A 12,250-nucleotide genomic window follows, 5' to 3' on the forward strand; every position below is an offset into this window, starting at 1 on the left:
ATTTATATAGTTTATAATTATAGTGTTTTTATGTTTATGAAAATGTTAATTTTTGAATTAAAATTATAATCAAAAAGTTTTAATTAGCATAATTTAAAAAGTTGGAACTAAAATTGCTTTATGAGTTGTAATTTCTTAGTCAATAGATTTTAGGAGGCAAAATGAACTTAGAGGTTAAATGTCCTATTTTGGGGTTTGAAGATACCAAAAATATGAACTTTTATAAAATAGATGAGGTTTTTTATAGACTTAAAAGCCTTGATGGTAAAGATTTTTCTTTTGTGATGATTGATCCTTATATGATCCGTCCTGATTATGATTTTGAAGTACCTGATTATTATCAAGAATTATTAGCTTTAAATGAACAAACTAATTTTGGTGTATTTGTTATTGTCGCTATTAATGAGCCATTAGAAGAATCTACAGTTAATTTTTTAGCACCTGTTGTGATGAATTATGATAATAATTCTTTAGTACAAGTGATTTTAGATACAAGCAAATATCCTAATTATTTTCAATCTGAAAAGATTTCAGCTTTTATTAAACAAGCAAAATAATGTCTGAAATTTATATTTTAGGAAATGGCGCTATGGCAAGTGCTATAGCTAAAGGTTTAAAAGATACTTATAAAGTAGTTATTGTTGCTAGGGATTTAAAAAAAGCTAGTAGCTTAAATTTAGAAGTTTTATCTTATGAAGAATTTGATTTAGAAGATAAAAATGTTATTTTAGCATTTAAACCTTATGCTTTAGAAGAAGTAGCTATTAAATTAAAAGGCAAGGCAAGATGGCTTATTTCAGTTTTAGCAAATACTACTTTTGAGCAACTTCATTGTGTTAATGCGCAAAATTATATAAAAATCATGCCAAATACAGCAGCTGAATTTAAAGCCTCAGCGACTGCGTATTTGATGGAAAATGATTTATATAAAGATGAAATTTTATCTTTGTTAAATACTTTTGGTAAAGCCATAGGTTTGCAAAATGAAAAAGAATTTGATGTGGCTATGGTTTTAAGTGGCTGTGCTCCTGCGTTTTTGGCTTTGGTAGCAGAAAGTTTAGCAAATGCAGGTGTGAAAAATGGTCTAAAAAATGAGCTTAGTTATGAGCTTACTCGTGCTTGTTTTGAAAGCTTTAGTGCTTTATTTAATCATACACATCCTGCTATTATTAAAGAAAAAATTTGTTCTCCAGCAGGAGTGACTATAAGAGGAGTTGAGGCTTTAGAAAAAAGAGCTTTGCGCGGTGCTTTTTTTGAAGCTTTTAATGTAAGTTTAAACAAATGAAGCAAGCTTTTAGTCTCCTAGAGCTTGCTTTTTGTATTGTAATTTTATCTTTTGTTTTTGGATCTTATTATCTTATATTTGCAAATAAATCTTTAAATATTATATGGCAAAATCAAATCCTTTTTAATGAAGAAAAAGAATTATTTATGCAAAATCCTTCATATAAAGCAAAAGAAGTAAATATAAATACTTATAACTTTTTAGAATACACTAGTGATGAGTTTAAACTCAAATCTTTAAAAATAAAAGATTTATCCTATAAAGAAGCCTTTATAGATGAAAAAAGCTTTTAGTTTATTAGAGCTTGTGCTAAGCCTTGTTATCTTGGGTGTATTGATTGTTATCTTAAGCAATCCGGCTATACATCTTTATAATCATAGTTACAAAATTAAAAATTCCAACACAGTATTTTTAAATTTAAATCAAACTTTGCTTAGTATGGAAAAAATTTATCATTCTTGTTTAAATGCGACATTGACAAGTAGTTCTTTTGAGTGCTATATGAGTGCAAATGATGATATTTTTTATGATGTATCATTGAAAAAATTAAACTTTAGTGGCATTATTTTAGAAAACAATGAAAGTTTTTTTAGTCCAAAAAGTAATTTACATTTTATAGAAAATGGAATTTCTAAAGGAATTTTAAGTAATTATAAAGATATCCATAGCGAAAAAAAGTTAAAAATATATGCTAATGATTATATGTATTTTTATGATATAAAAAATTCAAAAATTTATAAAGCATTAGTGAATGATAGAGAGAAAATCCATTTTAATAATGAGAAATTTAGTGGATTTTATACTATTTTATATGCTTATGTTAGAGTATATTTAGAAAATGAAAATATTTATATGCAAATAGATGATTTAAATCATAACAAACGATCTTTTTTACTAGCTCAAAATATTTCAAAGCTTATTTTCAAGCAAGATGATAAGGCGCTAAAAGTTTTAATATGCGATAAAAGTAAAAATGAATGTTTATCTAAGTGGATGTTTTTATGAAAAAATCGTTTGCTATGGTTTATACAATATCTTTTATTTTATTTATCTCTTTTGTTATGGTATTTGTAATAAAAATTTCTTCATATTCTCCAAGAATTATGAAAGATTTAACTCTTTATACTCAAGGAAAGATTTTGCTTTATGATACAAAAGAGCTTTCTAAATATTTTTTATATCAAGCCTATTTAGAGGGTAAAGAATGTTTAAATGAATATAATTTTGAATATAATAATATAAAAATACGAATTGATTATGCTTATCCTTTGGGTGAGTGTAAAGAATATAAATTGATAGTAAATGATGCTAATGCAAAAAGCATTATAGCTGTAAATATTAGTGTGTTGCTAAATGGCAATAAAGCGGTAAATGAAGAAGTGTTTTTACAAAAAAGTTTTTTTGTTTATCCTAAATTAGATTGAATGTAAGTTTGAACTCCAATAGCTATCATTTTTACCCCCATAGCCATAATAAAAACTAAAGCAATACGTGAAAAAACATAAAGTACAAGCTTTCCTATGACTTTTTCAATGGTAGCTGAAAAGTGAAATAAAGCAAAAATAAAAGCAAAGGTAAGTAGTACAGAAGCTATAGCTATAGCTAAATTTTGATCTTCTGAAATAACCACTATAGTAGAAAGTGTTCCAGGACCTACTAGCATAGGAAATGCCATTGGGACTATACTTTTTTTCAATAATTCTTTATGACTTAATCCTTGATAATGTTGAAATTGAGAACTTGATGGAGTAAAAAGTAAGTTTTTAGTACTCATAATGATTAAAATCAAACCACCCGCAACTCGTAAATCATTAATATCTATTTTAAATAAATATTTCATGATAAATGGTCCAGAAAGTAAAAAAACTAAAACAATACAAAATGCAGTATAAATGATATTTCTAAAAAGTTTTTTTCTCGTATCAGCATCCAGACCTTCGGTCATTGCGATAAATTGTGGAAGATTTCCAAAAGGATTTAAGACTGCTATAATAGCAACAGAAGCAAGTAAAATAGCATAAATTTCAGATTCTATATCTGAAAACATAAGACAACCTTTTATTTTCCCAAGCTTTTAAGCTTGGGATTGATTTAATAATTATAGTCCCTCAAAAGGATTAGTAACAACTTCTTTTCTATCTACGATATAAGGGATAAGTGCTACATGTCTTGCACGTTTAATAGCAACTTCAACCATTTCTTGGTGTTTTTTGCTAGTACCTGTTAAACGGCGTGGCATAATTTTAAATCTTTCTGATAAAGCATGTTTTAGCAATGCTGTATCTTTATAGTCTATAAAATCAACTTTAGCTTCTGTATATTTGCAATATTTACGTGAATATTTTCTTTTTTCTGCCATGTTTTTTCCTTTAAAATGGTAATTCTGTATCATCATCATATTTATCAATATCAATTTCCTTCATAGGAGCTTCCTTTTGAGGATTTTGATAAGTATTAGATGGGTTTGTTCTAGTTTGTACTTGAGCATAAGGATCAAAACTTTGTTGTTGGTTAAAATTTTGATTATAGCCATAATTTTGATTGTCAAAATTGTTTTGTTGGTTATTTTGTACAGTTGAACCTAGCATTTCTAAATTCTCAACTTGAATGCTGTGTTTTGATCTATTTTGTCCATTTTGATCGCTCCACTGCTCAAATCTCAAACGACCTTCAATTAAAACTTTACTACCTTTGTTAAGGTATTGATTAGCAATCTCTGCTGTTCTACCAAAAAAGCTAATGTCGATAAAGCAGGTTTCTTCTCTTTTTTCTCCTGTATTTGTACTAAATCTTCTTGTTACAGCTATAGCAGAAGAGCCTATCGCGCTACCTGATGGAGCATAGCGCATCTCTATATCCCTTGTAAGATTACCTACTAAAACGACTTTATTAAACATTAATTAGCCTTCTGTATTTTCACTAGCTTTGATTTCTTTTTTATTTTGTTTGATACCTTTGCTTAGTTTTTCCCAAGCTGCAATTTCTTTTTTATTTTCATATTTTACGATTAAAAATCTAATTACTTCTTCAGTGATTCTTAATACCCTTTCAAGCTCTGCTATTAAATTTGTAGGAGCTTTGAAATAAATCACAAAATAAGTTCCTCTTTCGTATTTTTTAATTTTATACGCAAGTTTTCTTGTTCCCATTGGAACTACGCTTTCAATTTCTGCGCCATTTTTTGTAAGGACTTCTTTTACGAATTCCAACTTAGCACTTACTTCTTCTTCTGTAAGTGTCGGTTTTAATATGAATAAAACTTCATAATGTCTCATTTAATTTCTCCTTATGGATATAAAGCCTAAAATTTTTAGGCAAGGATTTTGCATAAAATGCAAATTTTATTTTACCATAAGTTTTCTTAATTTAACTTTTTAATATGGAGCTAAGTTGTAAAAGTGTTGCGATTAAAAACTCTTTTTTTTCTATTTTAGAATTCTTTTTTAATTCATATTCGCAATTACAAAGTGTTAAAAAGATATGTTTATATTGTGATATTTTGATCACAAGAGCTTGTTTTTGAAGATTTTGTGCCACAGAAATAGGCGGGGCATAGCCTAAAATTTCTTTTAAGTCTAAATTTCCATAAATTTTAACATGTAATGCAATTTTAAAAAGTCTAGAAAAATTTGCATATAAGGCGTTAATCAGTGCTATTTCATTATAATTTTCTAAAATATTTTCAAGTTCATTTCTTAAATCTTGTTTTTGCATTAATTTATCAAAAAAACTTTCAAAGCTAATAGTACTTAAGCTATAACAATGCTCTTGAATAATTTTTTCATCGATATTTAAACCGCTAAATTTATTTAACTCATTAGCTGCTAAATACAAATTCTCATTAAAATTATAAAAAAGAGCATAGAGGGCATTTTGAGTGATGTTAATATTTAATTCTTTGGCTTTTAAAGCTAGTAATTCCATACCTTCTTTGGCTGAATTTACTTTATAAAATCTACAAAAATTATTAGCAAAAATTTTTTCCGCTTCGCTTTGTTTGGAGCTTTCATCATAAATTTCAAGTAAAAAATAATTATCTTGCGAAATTTGACAAAGCTGTAAAAGTTGTTTGAGTTCTTTGCTTGGGATTTTCTTTTGAGTTTTGATTTCTAGCAGTTTTCTCTCGCTAAATAAAGAAACACTAGATAAATAATCATGGGCTTGCTTAAAATCATATTCTTCAAAATAAAATCTTAAACTCTCATCAAAAGAGTATTTGTCTTTAATAAATTTAGCATAAAGCTCTATTTGGAAATTATCCGCTCCATAAAGTAAGAAATAATTAGGAAAACTATTGCTATTAAGTAAGCTTTGGAGTTGATTTTTATACATTTTGGTTTCTTTCTAAATTAAAATGCTTGGTAATTTTGCCAAAAATTTTAGCACTAACAATATCTACTTCAGTGATTTCTACTTCTACATTTTCTAATAAATTTGCCCTTGAACCTATGATGGTAATCAAAGCTCCTTTAATTTCATCATTTAATTTTACTTGTAATGAACTTTGATTTTCTACCACCAAAGCCTTAAATCTTTTTCCTATATTTTCTTTTGCCCATCTTGCAAATTTTCTATCCATGAAATGCCAAGCAACTTTATCCGCCTCTCTTTCTAGTAAGCTTAATTCCTCACAAGTACTTTGTATATTTAAAAGTAAATAATTAAACATTTTTTCATCATTGTTGATTTTGGCTTTTAAAAGTCTATGTAAAATAAGATCAGAATACCTTCTAATAGGACTTGTAAAATGGGTATATTTATCAAAACCTAAGCCAAAATGTCCCGCATTTTCACTAGAATATTCTGCCTTTTTTTGTGCTTTGATGATGAGCTTATCTACTTCTTCTCTTATATTTAGCTCATTTGCTAAGACTTGAATGTCTTTAAATAATTCTATGACATTATTTTTAGGATTAATATCTATACTAAGCGTTGAAAGATCAACTAGTAATTGATCTATTTTTTTATAATCAGGACTTAAGTGATTTCTAAAAACTCCTATATCAATGAGTTTTGCTGCAGCTTTATTAGCTAAAAGCATACAATCTTCGATTAAATTATGCGAGGCCGTGTCATTTTCAAGGCGTGTTTTTATGAGTTTATTATTTTCATCTAAAGTCATTCTTAGCTCTTGGGTTTTAAACTCACAAGCATTTTTTAATCGTTTTTTGCGTAAATTTTGAGTGATTTTAAAAACTTCATAAAGCCAATTAGTCACACCTAAATCTTCTTGCGTTTGTAAATACTCATCAACTTCATCATAATTAAAACGGCGCTTTGAGTTAATAATAGCCTCGAAAAGCTCTTCTTTAATCACTTTATTGTTTTGATCTAAGCTTATTTTAAAACAAAATGCTAACCTATCTTCATTAGGTTTTAGTGAGCAAATATTTTCACTCAAAGCTCTTGGCAACATAGGTATAGCAATATGAGGAAAATAAATCGAAAAACCCCTTGATCTTGCTTCTTTATCAATGGCGCTATAAGCATGCACATAAGCGCTTACATCAGCTATGGCTACATAAATGGCATGTTCATTTTTATCATAATAAATTGCATCATCAAAATCTTTTGCATCAATTGGATCAATGGTGCAAAAATTTAAATTTCTAAGATCTTTTCTTGATGGATACATACTTGCATCAACTTTATCTCCATAAGCTTTTGCTTCATTTTCACATAAATTATCAAAAATTGCATTTTTATTAAAAAGTGCTAAGGAAATTTTTTCATCCACAAAATCATCATCAATATGCCCTATCACTTCAGTGATATTATTATCATGATTTTCTATTTTTAAAATAGTTCCTAAAGGCAGAGCTTTTAAAGATTTTTGAGAGGCTTTTAAGGCGCATGTAAGTCCTGTTTGAATATTTACTCCAAGGACTGCTTCGCCGTATTTTTTAGTCATAACCAAAGAAGTTTCGTGGGCTCTTTTAAGTATTAAAATAACTTTAGCACTTGGACGCTTTTTTTTAAGAGGGAGTAATTTTGCCACAACTATATCAGCATAATTTGCTCCTTTTAAATTTTTATTTTCTATGAGCAAATCACGCTTAAAAGCAGGATCAAAACTTTCTAAAAATCCCGTTCCATTAACAGAAATATCAATTTTACCAAAAGTAAAGCCATCTTTTAAATAGTATTTGTTTTTATAAAATTTAATGATATCACAAGTTAATAATTCTCTAATGATTTGCTTATTTTTATTGGTAATTTCATTAGCATTTAGACCATAACTTAGTTGATTAAATAATTCTTTCATAAGACTCTTTATAGTAATTTTTCAAAACTTAAATTTTATCATAAAAGGATTAAATTTATATTTTTTAGTTATAATCTTTGCTTTAATTTTAATTTTAGGAGTGCATAATGGCTGTATCAATTTATTATGATAAAGATTGTGATATTAATTTAATAAAATCAAAAAAAGTAGCTATTATAGGTTTTGGCTCTCAAGGTCATGCTCATGCTATGAATTTAAGAGATAGTGGTGTAGATGTTATCATAGGCTTAAAAGAGGGTGGGCAAAGTTGGGCAAAAGCTCAAAAAGCAAATTTTATAGTAAAAAGTGTAAAAGAAGCTACTAAAGAAGCAGATTTGATTATGATTTTAGCTCCTGATGAAATTCAAAGTGAAATTTTTAATGAGGAAATTAAACCTGAGTTAAAAGCAGGTAAAACTTTAGCATTTGCACATGGATTTAATATCCATTATGGACAAATTGTTGCTCCAAAAGGTATAGATGTGATTATGATAGCTCCTAAAGCTCCAGGTCATACTGTAAGGCATGAATTTAGTATAGGTGGGGGTACTCCTTGTTTAATTGCTATCCATCAAGATGAGAGTAAAAATGCTAAAAATTTAGCTTTAAGTTATGCTAGTGCTATAGGCGGTGGCAGAACAGGTATTATAGAAACAACTTTTAAAGCTGAAACTGAAACAGATTTATTTGGTGAGCAAGCAGTACTTTGTGGAGGACTTAGTGCTTTAATTCAAGCTGGTTTTGAAACCTTAGTTGAAGCAGGATATGAGCCTGAAATGGCGTATTTTGAGTGTTTGCATGAAATGAAATTAATTGTGGATTTGATTTATCAAGGTGGTATTGCTGATATGAGATATTCTGTTTCTAATACTGCTGAATATGGAGATTATATCACAGGACCTAAGATTATTACCAAAGAAACTAAAGTGGCTATGAAAGGTGTTTTAAAAGACATACAAAATGGAAGTTTTGCTAAAGATTTTATCTTAGAAAGAAGAGCAAATTTTGCAAGAATGCATGCAGAGCGTAAATTAATGAATGATTCTTTGATAGAAAAAACAGGACGCGAACTTCGCGCTATGATGCCTTGGATTAGTGCTAAAAAATTAGTTGATAAAGATAAAAACTAATTTGAAAACTATAAATAAAAAATACAAAGTGCTTTTAGCACTTTGTTTGGTTGTGTTTGGAATTTTTCTTTTTGCATTTGGAGCTTTGTTTTTAAAAAAAGAAGAAAATAAAGTTTTAGATTTCAATCAAACCATAATTCAAAAAGAACCATTACTACCCACAAAAGAGCAAGAAAATAATTTTAGTTTTAATGATATAAATTTGACTTTAGAAAATGAAAAATTAGAATTTTTAGATAAAAATATTAGTGAAATTTTAAATTTAAACCCTGCAAATACAGAGTTAAATCAAACTAAAGAGGATAATCAAACTTTAATTTTAGAAATAATAGATCAAAATGCAAGCAAAGAATTAATCAATAAAGAGCAAAATATATCAGATAAAAATGAGGATAATAAAACTCAAATCCTAGTGCAAAAAAATACCAAACCTCGTCTAGCAATTATTATAGATGATATGGCAAGTCACACTCATGTAGATATGCTTAAAAAAACAAATTTAAAATTAATCCCATCTTTTTTTCCGCCTGATAAACATCATCCCTATACAGCTGAGTTCGCAAAGGATTTTGACTTTTTTATGGTGCATTTGCCCCTTGCTGCTATAAAATATGACAAGGCAGAATTAAATACTTTACACCCTAGTGATGATATACAAAAAATAAGTAAACGCGTAGCTTTTGTAAAAGAGCAATTTCCAAAAGTAAAATTTATTAACAACCACACAGGAAGTTTATTTACTGCAAATAAGCAGGCTATGGAAAAATTATTTAGTGCCTTTAAACAAAATGATTTTATTTTTGTTGATTCAAGAACCATAGGAAATTCTAAAGCCAAAAACTTAGCAAGTCAGTTTAATCAGCCTTATATAGCTAGAGATGTTTTTTTGGATAATGAAGATGATATAACATATATTAAAAACCAACTCAGACAAGCAGTAGAAGAGGCAAAAAAGAAAGGTTTTGCCATCGCTATTGGTCATCCAAGAGAAAAGACTTTTAAGGCCTTGGTGCAAAGTAAAGATTTGTTAAATTTAGTTGAGCTTGTGTATTTAAATGAAATTTATTGAGAATATTGAAGATTTTAAAAATCTTTTAAATCCACCTTCAAAGATTTATTATAAAGGTAATTTAGAGCTTTTAAATGCTAGAAAAGTGGCTATTATAGGTTCTAGAAAAATGAGTGTTTATACTAAAAATTGTCTTGTTGAATTGGTGACTTTGTTAAAAAAAGCTAAGGTTTGTGTAGTAAGTGGCGGGGCTTTGGGGGTGGATATCCAAGCAGCTAAAATAGCTTATCCTCAAACCATAGCTATATTTGCTAATGGGCTTGATGAGATTTATCCAAAAGCAAACACAAATGAAATTTTAAATATTTATGAAAATGCATTAGCCTTAAGTGAAAATGAAGGAAATTACAAGGCAAAGCCCTATGATTTTTTATTAAGAAATAGACTTATTATTGCTTTAAGTGAGGTTGTTATAATAGCTCAAGCTGATTTAAAAAGTGGTTCTATGCAAAGTGCAAGACTTGCTTTAGGTATGAATAAACCTATATATGTATTACCTCATAGGAAAAATGAAAGCGAAGGAACAAATCTACTTTTAGCTACAAAAAAGGCAAATTTAATTCATGATTTTGATGAATTTGCAAAAATGTTTGGAGAGCTTCATTATGAGCAAAGTGAAGATGATTTGTTAAGTTTTTTAAAACATGAAGACGATTTAGAAAAAGTTTTGAAAAAATTTGGCGATAGAGTTTATGAGTATGAACTTGAGGGTTTAGTAGAAATATCTGGAGTGAAAATAAGATCTTGCTTATGAAAACTTTAGCATTAGATATAGGCTTAAAGCGTATTGGTGTTGCTTTGTGTGTTAATAAAAGTATAGCTATGCCACTTGAAGCTATTATTAGAAAAAACCGTAACCAAGCAGCAAACGAGGTAAAAAAGTACATCAAAGAGTATGATGTAAATACTTTAGTAGTAGGAATTCCTTTAGGTGGATCTAGTGAAGATGAAATGCGAAAAAGGGTGGAACATTTCATATCTTTACTTGATTTCGATAAAGAAGTTTTTTTTGTCGATGAGAGTTTTAGTTCTAAAAATGCACAAGAATTTGGCATGGTGAATTTAAAGAAAAAAGATGGCAAACTTGATTCTTTAGCTGCGTATTTGTTTTTAAAGGATTTTTATGGCCTTACTTGATTTAAATACAGCTTTAGATGAAATTTATACAAAAGAGCAAAAAGAACAAATCCTTCAAAGTTTTAATCAAGAAAAATATATTAATATTTTTAGAAATTCCTTGCTTGTTGATAATGATGAATTAGAAGAAATTTTAAATAATGAAAATATAGAATTTGAAAAAATTGATCTGAATTGTTATAAAATTCCAAGTATCTTCAAAAGCAAACTAAGCTCAATGAAAGCTTTTAATGAGGGCAAGTTTTATATACAAAATTATTCTTCGTATTTATGCGCTAAAGCTTTGGGTGTTAAAGCTGGTGAGAGTGTATTAGACATGTGTGCAGCTCCTGGTGGAAAAAGTCTAAATTTAGCTAATTTTATGCAAAATGAGGGTTATTTAGCAAGTTGTGAATTATCTAAAACACGTTTTTTTACCTTAAAAAAAACTATGGAAAATTATCAAGTTAAAATTGCAAAATGTTTCTTAAAAGACGCACGTACTATAGGCAAGGCTTGTCCTTTGAAATTTGATAAAATTTTACTTGATGCACCTTGCTCAACTTTTGCAAAAATGGGTTTTGAAATCCAAAAAAACACAAAAGAAATTAAGCAAATTGCAAATTTGCAAAAAAAGCTTTTGCATTCAGCATTATTAGCTTTAAAACATGGCGGAGAATTAGTATATAGCACTTGTACATTTTTAAGAGAAGAAAATGAAGCAGTTTTAGAAAATGCATTAAGAAATGAAAATTTTAAATTAGAATTGCTTGATTTTAATTTGGTTAATGTTGATTTTATATGTGCAAAGAGTGATGAATTTGATTTATCATTTGCTAAAAGAGTTTTACCAGATGACTATGCAGATGGGTTTTTTATAGCAAAAGTGAAAAAATATTAAAAATCAATAAAATTAAATGTGAAAAATGTTTTTTAGTTTAAAACTTAAAGTGCTATTTTTAGGTGCTTAGAAGCTAAAATCACACTGTGAAACTCTTGTGAATAAAACGATGAAATTTTGAAAACTTAAATTAAAGTAGTAGTAAATAAATGTAATAAAAAATATATAAAGATAAATAAGCACGAAGCTTATTTATCTCTTAAGTTTAATTCGCTAATTAATTTAGAATAAGCTTGATAATCTTTTCTTTTTAGATAAGATAAAAGTCTTTTTCTTTGACCAACAAGCTTTAAAAGACCTAAACGAGAAGAAAAATCTTTTTTGTAGATTTTTAAATGTTCTGTTAAATCCGAAATTCTTGCACTTAAAAGTGCGATTTGAACTTCTGGAGAACCTGTATCTCCTTCTTTTCTAGCAAATTTTGCAACTATTTCTGCTTTTTTAGCCGAATCTAAAGCCATAATAGACCTCCTGAGCGGTATTA

Annotated in this window: 17 protein-coding genes; 10 read left to right on the forward strand and 7 right to left on the reverse strand. The window is 28.1% G+C overall.

What is annotated here, in order from left to right; translation table 11 throughout:
- The first annotated feature begins 161 nt into the window (after nt 1-161).
- Genes fliW through L8X24_RS00690 form a run of 5 tightly spaced genes read left to right on the forward strand, consistent with a single transcriptional unit; the run spans nt 162 to nt 2,709 of the window.
- Nucleotides 162-557, forward strand: coding sequence for a flagellar assembly protein FliW (gene fliW, locus L8X24_RS00670; RefSeq protein ID WP_263663168.1), 396 nt, complete (start codon nt 162-164; stop codon nt 555-557).
- On the forward strand, nt 557-1,285 hold the full coding sequence (locus L8X24_RS00675) for a pyrroline-5-carboxylate reductase (RefSeq protein WP_263663169.1): 729 nt from the start codon (nt 557-559) through the stop codon (nt 1,283-1,285). The genes fliW and L8X24_RS00675 overlap by 1 nt, the downstream gene beginning before the upstream one ends.
- A complete protein-coding gene (locus L8X24_RS00680; RefSeq protein ID WP_039618527.1) occupies nt 1,282-1,578 on the forward strand; it encodes a hypothetical protein in 297 nt (98 codons plus the stop codon). The genes L8X24_RS00675 and L8X24_RS00680 overlap by 4 nt, the downstream gene beginning before the upstream one ends.
- Nucleotides 1,562-2,290, forward strand: coding sequence for a prepilin-type N-terminal cleavage/methylation domain-containing protein (locus L8X24_RS00685; RefSeq protein ID WP_263663171.1), 729 nt, complete (start codon nt 1,562-1,564; stop codon nt 2,288-2,290). Before L8X24_RS00680 ends, L8X24_RS00685 begins: the two co-directional genes overlap by 17 nt.
- Entirely contained in the window at nt 2,287-2,709 is a 423-nt protein-coding gene (locus L8X24_RS00690) for a hypothetical protein (RefSeq protein WP_263663173.1), read from the forward strand. Before L8X24_RS00685 ends, L8X24_RS00690 begins: the two co-directional genes overlap by 4 nt.
- On the opposite strand, the gene L8X24_RS00695 is transcribed toward L8X24_RS00690, so the two are convergent.
- From L8X24_RS00695 to L8X24_RS00720, 6 genes are all read right to left on the reverse strand, one after another.
- On the reverse strand, nt 2,691-3,332 hold the full coding sequence (locus tag L8X24_RS00695) for a MarC family protein (protein ID WP_257396648.1): 642 nt from the start codon (nt 3,330-3,332) through the stop codon (nt 2,691-2,693). The two genes, L8X24_RS00690 and L8X24_RS00695, sit on opposite strands and share 19 nt — an antisense overlap.
- A gap of 51 nt (nt 3,333-3,383) precedes the next feature.
- Nucleotides 3,384-3,644: a 30S ribosomal protein S18 gene (rpsR, locus tag L8X24_RS00700; protein WP_039618521.1), complete on the reverse strand. Its 261-nt coding sequence runs from the start codon at nt 3,642-3,644 to the stop codon at nt 3,384-3,386.
- 10 nt (nt 3,645-3,654) lie between these two features.
- Nucleotides 3,655-4,182: a single-stranded DNA-binding protein gene (locus L8X24_RS00705; protein ID WP_263663174.1), complete on the reverse strand. Its 528-nt coding sequence runs from the start codon at nt 4,180-4,182 to the stop codon at nt 3,655-3,657.
- 3 nt (nt 4,183-4,185) lie between these two features.
- Entirely contained in the window at nt 4,186-4,560 is a 375-nt protein-coding gene (gene rpsF / locus L8X24_RS00710) for a 30S ribosomal protein S6 (protein WP_263663175.1), read from the reverse strand.
- Between the two features lie 91 nt (nt 4,561-4,651).
- Complete coding sequence (gene holA / locus L8X24_RS00715) at nt 4,652-5,617, reverse strand: DNA polymerase III subunit delta (RefSeq protein WP_263663176.1); 966 nt, start codon at nt 5,615-5,617, stop codon at nt 4,652-4,654.
- Complete coding sequence (locus L8X24_RS00720) at nt 5,610-7,550, reverse strand: VacB/RNase II family 3'-5' exoribonuclease (protein WP_263663177.1); 1,941 nt, start codon at nt 7,548-7,550, stop codon at nt 5,610-5,612. Before L8X24_RS00720 ends, holA begins: the two co-directional genes overlap by 8 nt.
- Before the next feature lie 107 nt (nt 7,551-7,657).
- On the opposite strand from L8X24_RS00720, the gene ilvC reads away from it, so the two are divergent.
- From ilvC to L8X24_RS00745, 5 genes are read left to right on the forward strand one after another with little or no spacing between them, the layout of a single operon-like run.
- Nucleotides 7,658-8,680 carry a ketol-acid reductoisomerase gene (gene ilvC / locus L8X24_RS00725; RefSeq protein ID WP_263663178.1) on the forward strand — a complete coding sequence of 341 codons (1,023 nt, stop codon included), beginning with the start codon at nt 7,658-7,660 and terminating at the stop codon, nt 8,678-8,680.
- A 10-nt stretch (nt 8,681-8,690) separates the two neighbouring features.
- Nucleotides 8,691-9,749, forward strand: a complete 1,059-nt coding sequence (locus tag L8X24_RS00730) for a divergent polysaccharide deacetylase family protein (RefSeq protein WP_412175319.1) — start codon at nt 8,691-8,693, stop codon at nt 9,747-9,749.
- Nucleotides 9,736-10,503 (forward strand): DNA-protecting protein DprA, encoded by a 768-nt coding sequence (locus L8X24_RS00735; protein WP_263663181.1) that lies wholly within the window; start codon nt 9,736-9,738, stop codon nt 10,501-10,503. The genes L8X24_RS00730 and L8X24_RS00735 overlap by 14 nt, the downstream gene beginning before the upstream one ends.
- Nucleotides 10,500-10,886: a Holliday junction resolvase RuvX gene (gene ruvX / locus L8X24_RS00740; RefSeq protein WP_263663182.1), complete on the forward strand. Its 387-nt coding sequence runs from the start codon at nt 10,500-10,502 to the stop codon at nt 10,884-10,886. Before L8X24_RS00735 ends, ruvX begins: the two co-directional genes overlap by 4 nt.
- On the forward strand, nt 10,873-11,766 hold the full coding sequence (locus tag L8X24_RS00745) for an RsmB/NOP family class I SAM-dependent RNA methyltransferase (protein WP_263663183.1): 894 nt from the start codon (nt 10,873-10,875) through the stop codon (nt 11,764-11,766). The genes ruvX and L8X24_RS00745 overlap by 14 nt, the downstream gene beginning before the upstream one ends.
- Before the next feature lie 188 nt (nt 11,767-11,954).
- Here L8X24_RS00745 and rpsO read toward each other — a convergent pair whose 3' ends face one another.
- Nucleotides 11,955-12,227 (reverse strand): 30S ribosomal protein S15, encoded by a 273-nt coding sequence (gene rpsO, locus L8X24_RS00750; protein ID WP_012661650.1) that lies wholly within the window; start codon nt 12,225-12,227, stop codon nt 11,955-11,957.
- Nucleotides 12,228-12,250: the final 23 nt, after the last annotated feature.

The sequence above is a fragment of the Campylobacter sp. CNRCH_2015_0814 genome (assembly GCF_025772765.1).
Taxonomy (GTDB): Bacteria; Campylobacterota; Campylobacteria; order Campylobacterales; family Campylobacteraceae; genus Campylobacter_D.

Coding starts and splice junctions, on each gene's coding strand:
- fliW (WP_263663168.1), top strand. CDS start 162: ATGAACTTAGAGGTTAAATGTCCTATTTTGGGGTTTGAAGATACCAAA.
- L8X24_RS00675 (WP_263663169.1), top strand. CDS start 557: ATGTCTGAAATTTATATTTTAGGAAATGGCGCTATGGCAAGTGCTATA.
- L8X24_RS00680 (WP_039618527.1), top strand. CDS start 1,282: ATGAAGCAAGCTTTTAGTCTCCTAGAGCTTGCTTTTTGTATTGTAATT.
- L8X24_RS00685 (WP_263663171.1), top strand. CDS start 1,562: ATGAAAAAAGCTTTTAGTTTATTAGAGCTTGTGCTAAGCCTTGTTATC.
- L8X24_RS00690 (WP_263663173.1), top strand. CDS start 2,287: ATGAAAAAATCGTTTGCTATGGTTTATACAATATCTTTTATTTTATTT.
- L8X24_RS00695 (WP_257396648.1), bottom strand. CDS start 3,332: ATGTTTTCAGATATAGAATCTGAAATTTATGCTATTTTACTTGCTTCT.
- rpsR (WP_039618521.1), bottom strand. CDS start 3,644: ATGGCAGAAAAAAGAAAATATTCACGTAAATATTGCAAATATACAGAA.
- L8X24_RS00705 (WP_263663174.1), bottom strand. CDS start 4,182: ATGTTTAATAAAGTCGTTTTAGTAGGTAATCTTACAAGGGATATAGAG.
- rpsF (WP_263663175.1), bottom strand. CDS start 4,560: ATGAGACATTATGAAGTTTTATTCATATTAAAACCGACACTTACAGAA.
- holA (WP_263663176.1), bottom strand. CDS start 5,617: ATGTATAAAAATCAACTCCAAAGCTTACTTAATAGCAATAGTTTTCCT.
- L8X24_RS00720 (WP_263663177.1), bottom strand. CDS start 7,550: ATGAAAGAATTATTTAATCAACTAAGTTATGGTCTAAATGCTAATGAA.
- ilvC (WP_263663178.1), top strand. CDS start 7,658: ATGGCTGTATCAATTTATTATGATAAAGATTGTGATATTAATTTAATA.
- L8X24_RS00735 (WP_263663181.1), top strand. CDS start 9,736: ATGAAATTTATTGAGAATATTGAAGATTTTAAAAATCTTTTAAATCCA.
- ruvX (WP_263663182.1), top strand. CDS start 10,500: ATGAAAACTTTAGCATTAGATATAGGCTTAAAGCGTATTGGTGTTGCT.
- L8X24_RS00745 (WP_263663183.1), top strand. CDS start 10,873: ATGGCCTTACTTGATTTAAATACAGCTTTAGATGAAATTTATACAAAA.
- rpsO (WP_012661650.1), bottom strand. CDS start 12,227: ATGGCTTTAGATTCGGCTAAAAAAGCAGAAATAGTTGCAAAATTTGCT.